The 15,983-nt window shown below is 70.3% G+C and carries 15 protein-coding genes; 9 read left to right on the top strand and 6 right to left on the bottom strand.

Going from position 1 to position 15,983, the window contains the following annotated elements:
- Nucleotides 1-4: 4 nt before the first annotated feature.
- Nucleotides 5-187 carry a ribbon-helix-helix protein, CopG family gene (locus ACIF83_RS17710; protein WP_103810025.1) on the bottom strand — a complete coding sequence of 61 codons (183 nt, stop codon included), beginning with the start codon at nt 185-187 and terminating at the stop codon, nt 5-7.
- A 154-nt stretch (nt 188-341) separates the two neighbouring features.
- Between ACIF83_RS17710 and ACIF83_RS17705 the strand changes: the two genes are divergently transcribed.
- Together ACIF83_RS17705 and ACIF83_RS17700 are read left to right on the top strand one after the other, a co-directional pair.
- Complete coding sequence (locus ACIF83_RS17705; RefSeq protein ID WP_055708584.1) at nt 342-779, top strand: MarR family winged helix-turn-helix transcriptional regulator; 438 nt, start codon at nt 342-344, stop codon at nt 777-779.
- 77 nt (nt 780-856) lie between these two features.
- On the top strand, nt 857-2,203 hold the full coding sequence (locus ACIF83_RS17700; protein WP_393472295.1) for an MFS transporter: 1,347 nt from the start codon (nt 857-859) through the stop codon (nt 2,201-2,203).
- Between the two features lie 24 nt (nt 2,204-2,227).
- Here the strand turns inward: ACIF83_RS17700 and ACIF83_RS17695 are convergent, their stop codons facing one another.
- Nucleotides 2,228-2,764: a GNAT family N-acetyltransferase gene (locus ACIF83_RS17695; protein ID WP_393472292.1), complete on the bottom strand. Its 537-nt coding sequence runs from the start codon at nt 2,762-2,764 to the stop codon at nt 2,228-2,230.
- A 77-nt stretch (nt 2,765-2,841) separates the two neighbouring features.
- Between ACIF83_RS17695 and thpR the strand changes: the two genes are divergently transcribed.
- Nucleotides 2,842-3,414, top strand: a complete 573-nt coding sequence (gene thpR, locus ACIF83_RS17690) for an RNA 2',3'-cyclic phosphodiesterase (RefSeq protein ID WP_145876125.1) — start codon at nt 2,842-2,844, stop codon at nt 3,412-3,414.
- 146 nt (nt 3,415-3,560) lie between these two features.
- Here thpR and ACIF83_RS17685 read toward each other — a convergent pair whose 3' ends face one another.
- From ACIF83_RS17685 to ACIF83_RS17675, 3 genes are all read right to left on the bottom strand, one after another.
- A complete protein-coding gene (locus ACIF83_RS17685) occupies nt 3,561-4,553 on the bottom strand; it encodes an aldo/keto reductase (protein WP_393472289.1) in 993 nt (330 codons plus the stop codon).
- 50 nt (nt 4,554-4,603) lie between these two features.
- Nucleotides 4,604-5,188, bottom strand: a complete 585-nt coding sequence (locus ACIF83_RS17680) for a Uma2 family endonuclease (protein ID WP_399727746.1) — start codon at nt 5,186-5,188, stop codon at nt 4,604-4,606.
- Between the two features lie 88 nt (nt 5,189-5,276).
- Nucleotides 5,277-5,960: an SGNH/GDSL hydrolase family protein gene (locus ACIF83_RS17675; RefSeq protein ID WP_399727743.1), complete on the bottom strand. Its 684-nt coding sequence runs from the start codon at nt 5,958-5,960 to the stop codon at nt 5,277-5,279.
- An 89-nt stretch (nt 5,961-6,049) separates the two neighbouring features.
- On the opposite strand from ACIF83_RS17675, the gene ACIF83_RS17670 reads away from it, so the two are divergent.
- The 4 genes from ACIF83_RS17670 to ACIF83_RS17655 all read left to right on the top strand — a co-directional run bounded on the left by ACIF83_RS17670 (nt 6,050) and on the right by ACIF83_RS17655 (nt 10,978).
- Nucleotides 6,050-7,039 (top strand): WD40 repeat domain-containing protein, encoded by a 990-nt coding sequence (locus ACIF83_RS17670; protein ID WP_399727740.1) that lies wholly within the window; start codon nt 6,050-6,052, stop codon nt 7,037-7,039.
- A gap of 120 nt (nt 7,040-7,159) precedes the next feature.
- Nucleotides 7,160-8,665, top strand: coding sequence for a cellulase family glycosylhydrolase (locus ACIF83_RS17665; RefSeq protein ID WP_393472279.1), 1,506 nt, complete (start codon nt 7,160-7,162; stop codon nt 8,663-8,665).
- A gap of 191 nt (nt 8,666-8,856) precedes the next feature.
- Nucleotides 8,857-9,036, top strand: a complete 180-nt coding sequence (locus tag ACIF83_RS17660; protein WP_393472277.1) for a hypothetical protein — start codon at nt 8,857-8,859, stop codon at nt 9,034-9,036.
- A gap of 124 nt (nt 9,037-9,160) precedes the next feature.
- Nucleotides 9,161-10,978 carry an ATP-binding protein gene (locus ACIF83_RS17655; protein ID WP_399727737.1) on the top strand — a complete coding sequence of 606 codons (1,818 nt, stop codon included), beginning with the start codon at nt 9,161-9,163 and terminating at the stop codon, nt 10,976-10,978.
- Nucleotides 10,979-11,078: 100 nt separating this feature from the next.
- On the opposite strand, the gene serC is transcribed toward ACIF83_RS17655, so the two are convergent.
- On the bottom strand, nt 11,079-12,197 hold the full coding sequence (gene serC / locus ACIF83_RS17650; RefSeq protein WP_393472272.1) for a phosphoserine transaminase: 1,119 nt from the start codon (nt 12,195-12,197) through the stop codon (nt 11,079-11,081).
- Nucleotides 12,198-12,353: 156 nt separating this feature from the next.
- Here serC and ACIF83_RS17645 point away from each other — a divergent pair, with 156 nt between their 5' ends.
- On the top strand, nt 12,354-15,173 hold the full coding sequence (locus ACIF83_RS17645) for an FAD-binding and (Fe-S)-binding domain-containing protein (RefSeq protein ID WP_399727734.1): 2,820 nt from the start codon (nt 12,354-12,356) through the stop codon (nt 15,171-15,173).
- Complete coding sequence (locus ACIF83_RS17640) at nt 15,170-15,946, top strand: metallophosphoesterase family protein (RefSeq protein WP_399727731.1); 777 nt, start codon at nt 15,170-15,172, stop codon at nt 15,944-15,946. Before ACIF83_RS17645 ends, ACIF83_RS17640 begins: the two co-directional genes overlap by 4 nt.
- Nucleotides 15,947-15,983: the final 37 nt, after the last annotated feature.

Genomic DNA, 15,983 nt, shown 5'->3' with positions numbered 1-15,983 from the left:
GGGGTCAGGTGACCCCGTAGAACTTCTCCGTCTCCTCGACGGCGGCCTGGAACCGCTCGTCGAAGTCGTCCCGGATGAGCGTGCGGACCACATAGTCCTGCACGCTCATTCCTCTTCTGGCCGCGTGATGCCGGAGCCTCTCGAGCAGCTCCCCGTCCATGCGCAGGCTGAGCACACTGGTCCCCATATGTACGAGGGTCGCCATAGCGAGCGGCCCGGTGCGTCACTTTCCGGAAGTAGCTCACTCGTATGAGTGATCGGACGGTTGAGTGGCGGGCGTCACGGGCGTTCGGGCGTGTTGCGGTGGTCTTTAGCGAGAGTAATGAGTTACCCTAAAGAACATGCCGGACCTTACCCATGGCGACGACGCTGCCGCCGTGAACGCTCTCCGCTCCGCCGTGATGCGACTGTCCCGTCGGCTCAAGCACCAGCGGGTCGACGAGTCGCTGAGCCCCACCGAGATGTCGGTGCTCGGCACCCTGGCCCGCTGCGGCTCGGCCACGCCGGGCGAGCTGGCCCGCAAGGAGCACGTCCAGCCGCCGTCGATGACCCGCATCGTCGCGCTGCTCGAAGCCAAGGGGCTGGTCCGGCTGGAGCCGCACCCCGAGGACCGGCGCCAGAAGGTCGTCACCCAGACCGAGCAGGCCGAGGCGATGCTCGAGGAGAGCCGCCGCAAGCGCAACGCGTTCCTGGCCGGCCTGGTCGAGGGCCTCGACGAGGACGAGTGGGCCAAACTGCGTGCCGCCGCCCCCGTGCTGGAGAAGCTCGCACATCTGTAAGGACGTATCGCTCCGCGAGTGAGCCGGAGGGGCGCGCCCCGTAGGCGAACGAGCAGTCAAAAAGGAGGCGAACCCTTTTGAGTACGGGATCCGGAGCACCTTCCGCCCCCGCACCGACCACCCCTACCACCCCTGGCCCTGGCAGATCCTCGATGTTCAGCTCGCTGAGGATCAGGAACTACCGCCTGTTCTTCGTCGGCCAGGTCGTCTCCAACACGGGCACCTGGATGCAGCGCATCGCCCAGGACTGGCTCGTGCTCAGCCTCACCGGTTCCTCCGCGGCCGTCGGCATCACGACGGCCCTGCAGTTCCTGCCGATGCTGCTGTTCGGGCTCTACGGCGGCGTCCTGGTCGACCGCCTGCCCAAGCGCCCCACGCTGCTCGTCACCCAGACCTCCATGGCCGTCACGGGTCTCGCGCTCGCCGCGCTCACCCTCACCGGCCACGTCCAGGTCTGGCACGTCTACGTCGCCGCCTTCGCCGTCGGCCTCGCCACGGTGCTCGACAACCCGGCCCGGCAGTCCTTCGTCTCCGAGATGGTCGGCCCCGAGCAGCTGCAGAACGCGGTCAGCCTGAACTCCGCGAACTTCCAGTCCGCCCGGCTGGTCGGCCCGGCCGTCGCCGGCCTGATGATCACCGGTGTGGGCACCGGCTGGGCGTTCCTCTTCAACGGCCTGTCCTTCGTCGCCCCCATCGCCGGTCTGCTGCTGATGCGCGCCCGAGAGCTGCACGTGGTCGAGCGGGCGCCGAGAGGCAAGGGCCAGCTGCGCGAGGGCCTGCGTTACGTGGCGAAGCGCCCGGAGCTGATCTGGCCGATCGTCCTCGTCGGCTTCATCGGCACCTTCGGGTTCAACTTCCCGGTGTGGCTGTCGGCCTACGCCGACGACGTCTTCCACGCCGGTGCCGGCGCCTACAGCCTCTTCAACACGCTGATGGCCGTCGGCTCGCTGGGCGGCGCCCTGCTGGCGGCCCGCCGCGGCACGGCCCGGCTGCGCGTCCTGATCGCCGCCGCTGTGGCCTTCGGCGCGCTGGAGACCGTGGCCGCGCTGGCCCCGTCGTACTGGCTCTTCGCGCTGCTCATGGTCCCGATCGGCGGCTTCGGCCTGACGGTCAACGTCACCGCGAACACGGCCGTGCAGATGGCCACCGACCCGGCCATGCGCGGCCGGGTGATGGCCCTGTTCATGATGGTGTTCATGGGCGGTACGCCGCTGGGCGCGCCGGTCGTCGGCTGGATCACCGACACCTACGGCCCCCGCGTCGGCTTCGTCCTCGGCGGCGTCATCTCCGCCGCCGCGGCCGCCACCGTCGGACTGGTCCTCGCCCGCATCGGCGGGCTGCGCCTGGCCGTGGGCTGGCACCACGGCCACCCGCGGGTGCGGTTCGTGCCGAGAGAGCGCGAGCAGCTGGCGACGGCGGCCTGAGGACTCCCCGCCCCCGGAGGGCCCCTACAGGACCCTCCGGGCCAGCACCTGCCCCGGCCAGTCGTCCGCGTCGAGCATGGCGACGCTGAAGGACTCGGTCGGCACGAAGCCGTTGCGCTCGTAGAAGGAGACCAGCTTGCGGTCGCCGCCCGCGTAGCAGTCCACCCGCAGCAGCGAGACCCCGGCCCGGCGGGTCTCCTCGGCCGCGTGGGCGAGCAGGGCGGCACCGACGCCCCGGCCCTTGAAACGGCGGTCCGAGGCGAAGGTGTGGATGTAGCGCTCGGGCTCGTCGGCGGGCTGCAGATACTCGGCGGGCGCATCGGTGAGGGTGAGCGTGGCCGCCGGGACACCGTCGTACTCGGCGATGTACGGGGCGCCCTCGTTGACGTAGCGGGTGATCATGGCCACCGCCCTCGGGTTCTCCGACCAGGGCGTCGTGCCCCACTGCTGGGTGCGCCCCTGGGTCACCAGCCACTCCACGGCACTGTCGAACATGCCGAGGATCACGGGGATGTCGTCAGGCCCGCCTTCTCTGATGCTGATCTTCCCGTTCTTCTCCATGCGCCTGATCATGCCCGTCCAAGGGGCGTCGAGTCAGCCGCCTGGCCCGGTGATCCGTTCCCTGGGAGGGTGACGTCATGAGACTCTTCGCCGCCGTGCTGCCCCCGGAGGACGTGACGCACGAACTCGCCGCCGAGGTCGCCGTGTTGCGTGCGCTGCCCGGCGCCGACGGACTGCGCTGGACCGGCCGCCCCGGCTGGCACTTCACCCTCGCCTTCTACGGCGAGGTCGACGACGAACTCGTACCGGACCTCTCGGACCGGCTGGAGCGCGCGGCCCACCGCACGGAGCCCTTCCCGCTGGCGCTGGCCGGCGGCGGCCAGTTCGGCCATGGACGGGCCCTGTGGGCGGGCGCGTCCGGCGATCTGGAGACCCTGCGCCTGCTGGCCGACCGCGCGGAGGCGGCGGCACGGAAGGCCGGGGTGCCGATGGGGGAGCACCGCCGCTACAAGGCCCACCTGACGGTGGCCCGCAGCCGGGACGCGGTGGACGTACGGCCGTACGTCGAGAGCCTGCGCGACTTCGCGAGCCGCACCTGGACCGTGGCCGAGCTGGCTCTGGTGCGCAGCAACCTGCCGCGGTCCGGGGTGCCCGGGGAACAGCCCCGCTACGAGACGGTCGCCCGCTGGGCGCTCGGCGGGGCCGGTTAGGCTCGGGTACGTGGACCCGAAAACCCGGAACCGGATCATGGCCGGTGTGCTTGTGCTGATGTTCGTGGTGGTGGCCGTGTCGGCGGCGGTCGGGAAGTAGACCGCCGCCGCTCGGCCGTACCGCCGACTGCGGCGTACGGCCACGGCTACCAGGCGAAGGCCTCCGGGGACGGCCCCGGACCCGGGAAGATCTCGTCCAGACCCGCCAGCAGTTCCTCGCTCAGCTCCAGCTCCACGGCCCGCAGGGCCGACTCCAGCTGCTGCGGCGTGCGCGGGCCGACGATCGGGCCGGTCACGCCGGGCCGGGTGAGCAGCCAGGCCAGGGCGGTCTCGCCGGGCTCCACACCGTGCTTGTCGAGCAGGTCCTCGTACGACTGGATCTGCGCGCGGATGCTGGTGTTGGCGAGCGAGTCGGCGGCCCGGCCGGAGGAACGGCGTCCGCCCTGCGCCTCCTTCTTGATCACACCGCCGAGCAGACCGCCGTGCAGCGGCGACCACGGGATGACCCCGAGGCCGTACTCCTGCGCGGCCGGGATGACCTCCATCTCGGCGCGCCGCTCGGCGAGGTTGTACAGGCACTGCTCGCTGACCAGTCCGATGGTGCCGCCGCGCCGGGCGGCGATCTCGTTGGCCTGGGCGATCTTGTAGCCGGGGAAGTTGGAGGAGCCGACGTACAGGATCTTGCCCTGCTGCACGAGCACGTCGATCGCCTGCCAGATCTCCTCGAAGGGGGTCCGGCGGTCGATGTGGTGGAACTGGTAGACATCGATGTGGTCGGTCTGCAGCCGCTTCAGACTGGCGTCGACGGCCCGCCGGATGTTGAGGGCGGACAGCTTGTCGTGGTTGGGCCAGGCGTCCCCGTCGGCGGCCATGTTGCCGTACACCTTGGTGGCCAGCACGACCTTGTCGCGCCGGTCCCCGCCCTTGGCGAACCAGTTGCCGATGATCTGCTCGGTACGGCCCTTGTTCTCGCCCCAGCCGTACACATTGGCGGTGTCGAAGAAGTTGATGCCCGCGTCCAGCGCCGCGTCCATGATCGCGTGACTGTCGGCTTCGTCGGTCTGCGGGCCGAAGTTCATGGTGCCGAGGACGAGTCGGCTGACCTTGAGTCCCGTGCGTCCTAGCTGCGTGTACTTCATGGGTAACCAGCCAACGACTTGGAGTGCGCTCTATGCAAGCGACTTGGGCTCTAGTCGCGGGGGAAGTCGTCGGTTTTGAGGGTGAGGCCCAGGTCGGTGGTGGTCATGTCGATCTCTGCTCCGAAGGCGACCGTCAGTTCGCTGATGTACTCACCGTCCTTCGGCTGGCTGTAGAGGTGGCACTTGCCCTGGTAGGGATCGGTGATGAGGTAGACGGGAACCTCGGCAGTGGCGTAGGCCGTCTTCTTGGGGCCGTAGTCGTTGTGTGCCGTGCCCTTCGAGATGACCTCTGCGACGAACTCGACGTCGGCACAGCGCCAGAGGCCCCCGGGCGTCTTCTCGGCGCCTTCGGCCACGAGAGTGACGTCGGAGCAGAAGCCGTTGAGGTGGCCCGGGTAGTCGATGCGGACGTCCGACTTGACGCGCTTGCGCGGGTACTTGGTGCGCAACTGCTCGACGATGTCCAGGATGATCTCCCAGTGGGTGTCCCGCTGCGGCGACATGAAAATGGCCCCCTCGACGATGTCGACCTTGTATCCCTCGGGGGTGGTCCGCTCAAGCGACTCGAACAAGTCGTCCAGAGTCAGCTCGCCGCTCTCCTCGGCCATCTCGATCCTGTCTTCAAGGACGGTCATCGTGGCGCTCCTCCCCGGCTGCCCCACGGACAGGTGCAGCCGCGCACTTCAACGATACGCACGGTGACCGGGAGACGCCGGAATCAGGTCAATCTGTTCCGGCCGCGTACGCCTGTCCGATTCCCCATGCCTCCCACATCGCGCCCGCGAACGCCCCCGCGATCCGGTGCTCCCCGCTCGCGTTGGGATGCGTCCCGTCGTACGTGTCGGCGTGGATGTCGTACGACTCCGGCGGCGAGGCCAGCAGGATCGGCGACCGGGGCTCGTCCAGGTCGGCGACCGCCTTGGCGAGCAGGATGTTGAACCGGTCCACCTGCTCGGCGAAGGGCGCGTCCGCCGAGGCCCGGATGTTCGGGATCACCGGCAGCAGCACCATGCGGATGCGCGGGCGGGCCGCACGGGCGCTCGCGACGAAGGCCCGTACGTTCTCCGCCGTCTGCTCGGCGTTCGTGTAGAAGCCCAGGTCGATCAGGCCGAGGGAGACCAGCAGCACATCGGGCTGGTGCTCCCGTGCCGCGTCCCCGATCAGCGGAGCCATGTGCAGCCAGCCCTCGCCCCAGCCGGCCAGATGGGTGCGCGGGAACTCGGGTTCGGCGTACGCGTACGACGTCGGTGCCTCGGCCGTCTTGTCGTACAGCTCCTCGCGCGGGCCGACGAAGGTGAACGGGCCGCCGTACGACTCGCACAGGTGTCGCCACAGCCGGTAACGCCACGTGTGCTCGCCCGCGCTCCCGATCGTCATGGAGTCGCCCACGGGCATGAACCTAAGCATCCGCTCATAATGGACGATCACGGCAGCGTGTGGAGTGTGAGGCCCACCACGCCCCCTGAACCCCCGGAGGGGATGGCAGGCTTGGTGTCATGCGCCGACCGTTCGCCCTGCTCGCCGGGGTCCTGCTCGCGGGTGCCTGCGCGCTGCCCGCTTCCGCCGCCGAAGGTGACAGTACCGGTGATCAGGGGTTCACCATCAAGGACCCCCGGATCACCGAGTCCAGCGGCCTGGCCGCCTCTCACCTGCACCCCGGCATCTACTGGACGCACAACGACAGCGACGACGGGCCGTACATCTACGCCGTGGACAGCGCGACCGGGAAGACCGTCGCCACGGTGACCCTGCGCGGTGTCGGCTCCCCGCGCGATGTCGAGGCCATCTCCATCGGGCCGGACAACCAGATCTACGTCGGCGACATCGGCGACAACCTCGACGGCAAGTGGCCGTACATCTGGATCTACCGGCTGCCCGAGCCGAAGGTGCTCAAGGACCAGACGGTCCGGGCCACGCAGTACGTCGTGAAGTACTCCGACGGGGCGAGGAACGCCGAATCGCTGGTCGTGCACCCCAGGACCGGGCGGGTCTACATCATCGACAAGAAGGAGAACGGCGGGCATCTCTACGAGGGGCCCGCGCAGCTCTCCACCACCGGCGCGAACATCTTCAAGCCGGTCGCCGCCGTCGACCTGTGGGCCACCGATGCCGCCTTCTCGCCGAACGGCCGACAGCTCGCCGTCCGGGGGTACTTCGGCGGCATCTACTACGACTGGAACGGCGGGAAGATCAAGCGGGAGGGGCGGCTCGACGTACCCCTGCAGGGGCAGGGGGAGTCCGTCTCGTACTCCGCCGACGGCGCCAAGCTGATGTACGGCAGCGAGGGGGCCGACAGTTCGGTGGAGGCGCAGGACGCGCCGGCCGGGGCGGCGAGCAAGGAGCCGTCCGGCAGTGGGAGTTCCGCCTCCGACGGTGTCGGCGGGACCGGCGCCGGCAACAGCGGGAGCATCAAGGTCGGCGCCGTCGTCGTGGTCGTGGGCGCGGCCGCCCTGTTCGGGTTGCGGCGGTTGCGGCGCAGGAGTTGAACCGGCGGGCGCCGGATGTCTTGACGCGCGTGTGGGGTGTCGGTTCTCTGGAGGTGCGCGGTGTATGGGAGCGCTCCCATTCTGTTCCGGGGCCGCGCCTCCCCGAGAGGAACCAGGCACATGTTCCGCAGCTTGCGAAGAGCGCTGTGTGCTGCCGCCGCCGCGCTCCTCCTGCCCCTGGCCGGTGTGCACCCGGCGCACGCGGCCACCACCCCCGGAGCCGGTTACTGGCATACCAGCGGCCGGCAGATCCTGGACGCGGCCGGACAGCCGGTGCGTATCGCCGGGATCAACTGGTTCGGCTTCGAGACCGGCAACCACGTGGTGCACGGTCTCTGGTCGCGCGACTACAAGAGCATGATCGACCAGATGAAGTCGCTGGGCTACAACACCCTCCGGCTGCCCTACAGCGACGACATCCTCAAGAGCGGCACGACGCCCGACAGCATCGACTTCTCCGGCGGCAAGAACGCCGACCTCCAGGGGTTGACGTCTCTCCAGGTCATGGACCGGATCGTGGCGTACGCCGGCCAGGACGGCCTGAAGGTCATTCTGGACCGGCACCGGCCCGACTCCGGCGGTCAGTCCGCGCTCTGGTACACCGCGTCCGTCCCCGAGTCGACGTGGATCGCCGACCTGAAGGCACTGGCCGCCCGCTACCAGGGCCAGGACACCGTCATCGGCATCGACCTGCACAACGAGCCGCACGATCCCGCCTGTTGGGGTTGTGGCGACCAGGCCACCGACTGGCGCCTCGCCGCCCAGCGCGCCGGGAACGCCGTTCTGTCCGTCAACCCGGACCTGCTGGTCTTCGTCGAGGGAGTGCAGTCGTACAACGGCGTCTCCGGCTGGTGGGGCGGCAACCTGATGGGGGTCGCGCAGTACCCGGTGCAGCTGAGCGTGGCCAACCGGGTGGTGTACTCCGCGCACGACTACGCCACCAGCGTCGCCCAGCAGAGCTGGTTCAGCGATCCGTCCTTCCCGGCCAACATGCCCGGCATCTGGGACAGGTACTGGGGCTACATCTTCAAGCAGAACATCGCCCCTGTGTGGGTGGGCGAGTTCGGCACGACCCTGCAGTCCACCGTGGACCAGAAGTGGCTGGCGGCGCTGGTGAGTTATCTGCGGCCGACGTCTGCGTACGGCGCGGACGGCTTCCAGTGGACCTTCTGGTCATGGAACCCGGACTCCGGTGACACGGGCGGGATCCTGAAGGACGACTGGACGACCGTGGACACGGTGAAGGACGGGTATCTGGCGAGCATCAAGGCGCCGTTGTTCCCGGGTACGGGCGGGGGCAGCGGAGGCGGGGGCGGGGGCACGCCGGCGAGTTGCAGCGCCGCCTATGCCGTCAGCAGTGACTGGGGCAGCGGGTTCAACGCCGAGGTGACGGTGAGGAACACCGGGACGACCGCGATCTCCTCCTGGAAGGTGACGTGGACGTGGAGCGGTTCACAGCAGATCACCTCCATGTGGAACGCCACGTACACGCAGAGCGGGGCGGGCGTCACGGCTGTGAACGCCTCTCACAACGGCAGTGTGCCGGCGGGTGGTTCGACGGGCTTCGGCTTCGGGGGTGCGCCGGGTGGCGGTGCGGTGCCTTCGCTGTCCTGTACGGCGGCCTGACGGCCGCATGACCGAGGGGCGCCCGGTGCCGCCGCCGGGCGCCCCTCCATATGTGTTCCCACCTGCATGGGAACACCCTGTTCCCGGCCGGGAACACCCTCCCGTCTCGGCACACTGAGAGGGCCGTACGCCGGCTTCGGTGCTCTCGTTCCCTCGCGATACGAAGTGCCGCCGTATCCAGGAGGGCTCAAGTGAATCGATCACTGCTGACCATGCGCTCGGCGCTGATTCTGTTGCTGGGTGTTCTCGTCGGTGTGGGAGCAGGAGTGCTGACCGCCCGTGCCGACGGTGGCGGTGAAGCGAAGTCGGTCATGGTGGGCGCGACCGCTTTCGCGGCCGCCGTGGCGTTCTTCAACTCCCTTATCGATTAGGCGTACTGGCCGGTCGGACGCACTGACCGAGACCGGTTGTCGTCGTTGACATGACGTGAGGGCCAGGTGGCCTGTCGTTTTCCGGTGGATAGGTCCCGGATGCGTCCGGGGAGAGGAGACGGTGGTGGGGGACGATGACCGCGATGAAGCGGCCTTCGACGACGCAGCGTTCGGCGATGCGGCCTTCGGTGACGCGGAGGGTTTCAAGCCGCTGTCGGGAGACCTGCGTCCTGAAGTGCGGGAGCTGGCCGAGGCGTTGCGCCGCCTGCTGAAGGGCTCGGGTAAGTCGCAGCGGCAGTTCGCGGTCTATCACCACATCGGTGTCTCCACCGTCTCGCGCTATCTGAGCGGGGAGCGAATCCCGGAGAAGCACTTTCTCGACGGGTTGATGAAGTCGGCCTGCAAGGCTCACGGCAAGGAGGTCAGCGAGGGGCTGCAGGGCCTGATGTACCGGCTGCATCGAGACGCGTTGCTGGCCGAGGACCCGGCCCGGTACCGGGAGCAGATGGCCAGCGACCGGCTGGAGGACGCCGTGCTGCGTGAGGAGGAGGCGCAGCTGGAGATCCGGGAGCTGAGGAAGGACGCGAAGGGGCAGAAGCAGCAGCTGTGGGCACTGGAGTCCCAGCTCCGTCAGCTGGAGGCGGCGGAGCAGCAGGAGCGGGGTTCGTTACGGGCGGACCTGGAACGGCACCGGATGCGCAAGGAGGAGCTGGCGGAGGCGTGCGTGCGTCTGCGGGACAAGGTCGCTCGTCTGGAGAGGGCGCTCGTGGAGGCCGAGCGGGAACGGGACACCGCGCGGACGCGTTGCCGGGAGCTGGAGGCCGAACTGGCCGTGGCGCAGGAGGCCGCTGAACGAGCGGAGCTGGAGCGGCAGGCGCGGGAGGAGCGGCTGCGCCTGGCCAAGGCGGCCGAGGTGGCCGAGCACCGTCTTGCGGACCTGGAGCGCGTTCATCTGGAAGCCGAACAGGTACGCCTGGCAGCCGCCCGGGAGGCCGCGACCCAGTTGGAGGTGGCCAAGACCCAGGCCGACGAGTTGCTGCAGGAGGCAACGCTCAGAGCCACGAAGGTCCGGCCCTCGGTGCTCAGGAGATCTGCCGCGCTGCGCCAGTTGAAGGAGGCCGCGCAACTGGCCGTTGACGAGGCCCTCCTTCGGAGCAACATCAACGCGATGTTCATCAACCTCTCGCATCGCTCCCAGGGGCTCGTCGAAGGCCAGCTGTCTCTCCTCGCCGAGCTGGAGTCCCGCGAGGCCGACCCGGACCGGCTGGAGTCGCTGTTCAAACTGGACCACCTGGCCACCCGGATGCGCCGCAACTGCGAGAACCTCCTCGTTCTCGCCGGTGAAGAGCCCGGCCGCCGCTGGACCCGGCCGGTCCCGGTGGTCGACGTGCTCCGCGCCGCCGCGTCCGAGGTGGAGCAGTACGAGCGCATCGAGCTGACCGCCGTGCCCACCGTCGAGATCGCCGGCCGTGTGGTCACCGACCTGGTTCACCTGCTCGCCGAGCTGCTGGAGAACGCGACGTCCTTCTCCTCGCCGCAGACCAGGGTCAAGGTCACCGGTTACGCACTGCCCGACGGCCGCGTGCTGATCGAGATCCATGACTCCGGTCTCGGTATCACCGCCGAGGACTTGGCCGAGATCAACGAGCGGCTCGCCTCGCCGCCCTCCATGGACGTGTCGGTCGCCCACCGCATGGGTCTGTTCGTGGCCGGTCGGCTGTCGCATCGCCACGGCGTCCGCATCCAGCTGCGCCCTTCCGGCACTGGTGGTACGACCGCGCTGGTCATGCTGCCCGTCGACGCCATCGACAGCGAGCCTGTCCCCCAGGAGTGGGACAACAGCCACCTCGACCACGGCGACGGGCAGCTGCCCATGGCTCCGGCACACCTGTTCACCATCTGTGACTCCGGCCGCCTGTCCGTCGAGCGTCCGCACTCATGACGGGCCGGGCCGGGAAGTCGTAGGCGGCCTCGGCCGTCGTACGACGAGGGGCGCCCCGGCAGACCCGGGGCGCCCCTCGTGGACGTACGCAGGAAGAAGGTCAGAGCTTCTCGATCACGTAGTCGATGCACTTCGTCAGCGCCTCGACGTCCGCCGGGTCGATCGCCGGGAACATCGCGATGCGCAGCTGGTTGCGGCCGAGCTTGCGGTACGGCTCGGTGTCCACGATGCCGTTGGCGCGCAGCACCTTGGCGACGGCGGCCGCGTCGATCTCGTCGGAGAAGTCGATCGTGCCGATGACCTGCGAGCGCTTGGCCGGGTCCGAGACGAACGGGGTGGCGTACTTGGACTCCTCCGCCCAGGTGTAGAGGCGGGTCGAGGAGTCCTTCGTGCGGGCGGTGGAGAAGGCCAGGCCGCCCTGGCCGTTGAGCCACTCCAGCTGCTGGTTGAGCAGGAAGAGGGTGGCCAGGGCCGGGGTGTTGTACGTCTGGTTCTTGCGGGAGTTGTCGATCGCCGTGGGGAGCGAGAAGAACTCCGGGACGTGGCGGCCGGAGGCGTGGACGCGCTCGGCGCGCTCGATCGCGGCCGGGGAGAAGACGCCGATCCACAGGCCGCCGTCGGAGGCGAAGGACTTCTGCGGGGCGAAGTAGTAGACGTCCGTCTCGGCGATGTCGACCGGGAGGCCGCCCGCGCCGGAGGTGGCGTCCACGAGGACGAGCGAGCCCTCGTCGGCGCCGGCCACGCGCTTGATCGGCATGGCGACACCGGTGGAGGTCTCGTTGTGGGTGTAGGCGTACACGTCGACGCCCGCCTCGGCCTGCGCCTCGGGGTGGGTGCCCGGGTCGGTGGCGATGACGGTGGGCTCGGCCAGCCAGGGAGCGAGCCCCGCGGCCTTGGCGAACTTGGAGGAGAACTCGCCGAAGCTGAGGTGCTGGGACTTGTTCTCGATCAGTCCGTGGGTGGCGATGTCCCAGAAGGCGGTGGACCCGCCGTTGCCCAGGACGACCTCGTAGCCGTCGGGGAGGGAGAACAGGGAGCTGATGCCTTCGCGGACCTGGCCCACCAGGTTCTTGACCGGGGCCTGGCGGTGGGAGGTGCCGAGCAGAGAGCTTCCGGTGGCGGCGAGCGCCTCGAGGGCCTCGGTACGCACCTTGGAGGGGCCCGCGCCGAAGCGTCCGTCGGCGGGCTTGATGTCAGCGGGAATCTGGATGTCGGCCACGAGTCGGAGGGTATCGCCCACGCGAAACGGGACGGAACCGTGTCCGTCCGATGAGACAAGATCGCTGAACTGTGGACTTGTGAGGTTGTACGACGAAACCTGCGGGGCTGTGGAAAAGTCGCGGTGACTGTGCGTGATCGGATGCATCCTGGACGCATGACGGATCTCTCGGGCCTCGAGGCGGAGCTGCGTGGGGTCGTCCGGGGTGAGGTCGGCTTCGATGCCACCGCCCGGGCGCTCGTGACCATGGACGCGTCCAACTACCGGCGGGTCCCGGCGGGGGTGGTGGCCCCGCGGGACGCCGAGGACGTGGCGGCGGTGCTGGAGGTGTGCCGGGCACGCGGAGTGCCGGTGGTGGCGCGCGGCGGGGGCACGTCGATCGCGGGGCAGGCGACCGGCGCGGGCGTGGTGCTGGACTTCACCCGGCACATGAACGGCCTGCTGGAGCTGGACCCGGCCACGCGCACGGCCGTGGTCCAGCCGGGCCTGGTCCTCGACCGCCTCCAGGAGGCCGCCGCCCCGCACGGCCTGCGCTTCGGCCCCGACCCGTCCACACACAGCCGCTGCACGCTCGGCGGAATGATCGGCAACAACTCCTGCGGCTCCCACTCGGTCGCCTGGGGGACGACCGCGGACAGCGTCCGGGAGCTGTCCGTCATCACCGCGCGCGGCCGGCGGCTGCGGCCGGGCCGGGACTGGACCGGAGCGCCGGACGGTTTGCGCGCCCTGGTGGAGGGCGACCTGGCCCGCCTGCGCACCGGCTTCCCCGACCTGCCCCGCCGCATCTCCGGATACGCCCTGGACGCCCTGCTCCCCGAGAAGGGCGCCGATGTCGCCCGCTCCTTCTGCGGCTCCGAGGGCACCCTCGGCATCGTCACCGAGGCGGTCGTAGGGCTGGTCGAGGCCCCACGCGCACGGGCCCTCGCGGTGCTGGCGTACGGCGACGAGTCCGGCGCCGCAGAGGCCGCCGCCGGACTCCTGACTCTCGGCCCGCTCACGGTGGAGGGCATGGCGGCCGACCTGGTGCGCTCGCCGGCCGGGCTGCCCAAGGGCGGCGCCTGGCTCTTCGTGGAGACCGGCGGGGAGACACCGGCCGAGGCACGCGCGCGTGCAGAGGCGATCGTCCGTGCGGCCGACGTCGTCGACTCCCTGGTGGTGACGGACGCAGCGGCCCAACGGACCCTGTGGCGCATCCGCGAGGACGCGAGCGGCACGGCGACCCGCATGCCCGACGGCAGAGAGGCCTGGCCCGGCTGGGAGGACTGCGCGGTACCGCCCGCCCGGCTCGGCCCCTACCTCAGGGACTTCCGCGCCCTGCTCGCCACCCACGGCCTGCGCGGCACTCCGTACGGCCACTTCGGCGACGGCTGCATCCACGTCCGCATCGACTTCGACCTGCTCACCGAGGCGGGCGTCGGCCGCTTCCGGCGCTTCTCCGAGGAACTGGCCGACCTGGTCGTCGCCCACGGCGGCTCGCTGTCCGGGGAGCACGGCGACGGCCAGGCCCGCGCGGAGCTGCTGCCGCGGATGTACGGCGAGGAGACGGTACGGCTCTTCGAGCGGGCCAAGGCGATCTGGGACCCCGACGACCTCCTCAACCCCGGCATGCTGGTCCGCCCGGCCCCGCTCGACACCAACCTCCGGTTCTCCGTCCTGCCCCGCCGCCCGGTGGACGTGGCCTTCGGCTACCCGGCCGACGGCGGCGACTTCAGGGCGGCCGTCCGCCGCTGCGTCGGCGTCGCCAAGTGCCGTACGACCACGGCCGCCGGACCCGCCGTGATGTGCCCCTCCTTCCGGGCGACCGGAGAGGAGGAGCACTCCACCCGCGGGCGGGCCCGGCTGCTGCACGAGATGCTCGCGGGCGAACTGATCACGACGGGCTGGCGCTCCCCAGAGGTCCGGGATGCCCTGGACCTGTGCCTGTCCTGCAAGGGCTGCCGCTCGGACTGCCCGGTGGGCGTCGACATGGCCACCTACAAGGCGGAGTTCCTGCACCACCACTACGAGGGCCGGCGCCGCCCCGCCGCCCACTACACGATGGGCCGGCTGCCGGTATGGCTGCGCTGGGTGGCACGAACCCGCACGGCCCCGCTGCTCAACACACTCGCGTCCGTAGGGACGTTGGCCCGGGCGGGGAAACGCCTGGGCGGAATCGCACCGGAACGGCGGATCCCGAGGATCGCGAAGGAGCCGTTCACCCACTGGTGGCGACGGCGGAAGCGGCGCACCGCGGGAGACCTGGTCGTCCTGTGGCCCGACACGTTCACCGAGCACCTCTCGCCCTCGGTCGGACAGGCGGCCGTCCGGGTGCTGGAGGCCGCCGGCCTCAGGGTGGTCCTGCCACCGTCCCGCCCCCTCGGCGGCGGGGTCTGCTGCGGCCTGACCTACGTCTCGACCGGCCAGCTCGACCGCGCCCGCGCGGTGCTGCGCCGCACGCTGGACCTGATGGAACCGGTGCTGCGCAGGGGCGCCCCGGTCGTCGTCCTGGAACCGAGCTGTGCGGCGGCCCTCCGCGGCGACCTCCCCGAACTCCTGCACGACGACCCACGCGCCCCTCGGCTGGCGTCATCGATCCTCACCTTCGCCGAGGCACTCGAACGCCACGCCCCCGACTGGACCCCGCCCGCCGTCGACCGCCCGGTCGCCGGCCAGACCCACTGCCACCAGCACGCGGTCCTCGGCGACACCGCCGACCGCCGTCTGCGCGAGTCCGCGGGCCTGACCGGCGAGCTGAGCGGCGGCTGCTGCGGACTCGCGGGCAACTTCGGCTTCGAGAAAGGACACTTCGAGGTGTCGAAGGCGTGCGCGGACGAGCAGCTGCTGCCGGCGGTACGGGAAGCGCCGCAGGGCACGGTGATCCTGGCGGACGGCTTCTCGTGCCGTACGCAGTTGGAGCAGCTGGCCGGGGTGCGGGGGCGGCACCTGGCGGAGGTGCTGGCGGAGGGCCTGGAGAAGGAAACGGGGGGTGAGGAGTGACCGAGGAACACGGCCGGCTGGCAGTCCTCTCGGACATCCACGGGGTACTCCCCGCCCTGGAGGCCGTCCTGGCGGAGCCCGAAGTGGCCGCCGCCGACCGGATCGTCCTCACCGGCGACATCACGGCGGGCCCGCAGCCGGCCGAGGTGCTGGACCTGCTGCGGTCGCTGGGCGACCGGGTCCTGTGGGTCGGCGGGAACGCGGACCGGGAGCTGGTGGAGTACCGGCGGGGTGAGCGCACGGAGATCCCGGATCCGATCGGCCCGTTCGCGGCGCAGGCGCTCCGCGAGGACCAGGTGGACTTCCTGGCCGCGCTGCCCAGAACCCTCACCCTGCGCGTCCGCGGCCTGGGCAAGGTGCTGTTCTGCCATGCCACTCCGCGTGACGACGAGGAGGTGGTGCTGGTGGACTCCCGCCTTGAGCGCTGGGCCGAGGTCCTCTCCGGCCTCGACCCCGGCATCGGCACGGTCGTCTGCGGTCACACCCACATGCCGTACGTCCGCCTGGCCCACGGCCGTCTGGTGGTCAACCCGGGCAGCATCGGCATGCCGTACGGGCGTCCCGGCGCCCACTGGTGCCTCCTGGGCCCCGGAGCCGACCTGCGCGTGACGTCGTACGACATACCGGGGGCGGTGGCCCGGCTCACCGCCGGGTGCGCGTACCCGGCGATCGCCGAGTGGGCCGACTTCTACCTGAACTCCCGTGTGACGGACGCGGAGGCGCTGACGGCGTTCGGGCCGAGGGACGGCAGGCAAGCCTCCGAGGTTTCGTAGCGGCGGGTTCGTGGGCTGGCGGAACCAGGCAACCTCG

The organism is Streptomyces sp. NPDC085866, from assembly GCF_044541035.1.
Classification (GTDB): domain Bacteria; phylum Actinomycetota; class Actinomycetes; order Streptomycetales; family Streptomycetaceae; genus Streptomyces.
Note: the sequence above shows the minus strand (reverse complement) of the source record. Positions and strands in the feature narration are given on the sequence as shown.

Bases quoted from the DNA above. Each gene is read 5' to 3' on its own strand.
- ACIF83_RS17710 (WP_103810025.1), bottom strand. From the start codon at position 187: ATGGGGACCAGTGTGCTCAGCCTGCGCATGGACGGGGAGCTGCTCGAG.
- ACIF83_RS17705 (WP_055708584.1), top strand. From the start codon at position 342: ATGCCGGACCTTACCCATGGCGACGACGCTGCCGCCGTGAACGCTCTC.
- ACIF83_RS17695 (WP_393472292.1), bottom strand. From the start codon at position 2,764: ATGGAGAAGAACGGGAAGATCAGCATCAGAGAAGGCGGGCCTGACGAC.
- thpR (WP_145876125.1), top strand. From the start codon at position 2,842: ATGAGACTCTTCGCCGCCGTGCTGCCCCCGGAGGACGTGACGCACGAA.
- ACIF83_RS17685 (WP_393472289.1), bottom strand. From the start codon at position 4,553: ATGAAGTACACGCAGCTAGGACGCACGGGACTCAAGGTCAGCCGACTC.
- ACIF83_RS17680 (WP_399727746.1), bottom strand. From the start codon at position 5,188: ATGACCGTCCTTGAAGACAGGATCGAGATGGCCGAGGAGAGCGGCGAG.
- ACIF83_RS17675 (WP_399727743.1), bottom strand. From the start codon at position 5,960: ATGCTTAGGTTCATGCCCGTGGGCGACTCCATGACGATCGGGAGCGCG.
- ACIF83_RS17670 (WP_399727740.1), top strand. From the start codon at position 6,050: ATGCGCCGACCGTTCGCCCTGCTCGCCGGGGTCCTGCTCGCGGGTGCC.
- ACIF83_RS17665 (WP_393472279.1), top strand. From the start codon at position 7,160: ATGTTCCGCAGCTTGCGAAGAGCGCTGTGTGCTGCCGCCGCCGCGCTC.
- ACIF83_RS17645 (WP_399727734.1), top strand. From the start codon at position 12,354: ATGACGGATCTCTCGGGCCTCGAGGCGGAGCTGCGTGGGGTCGTCCGG.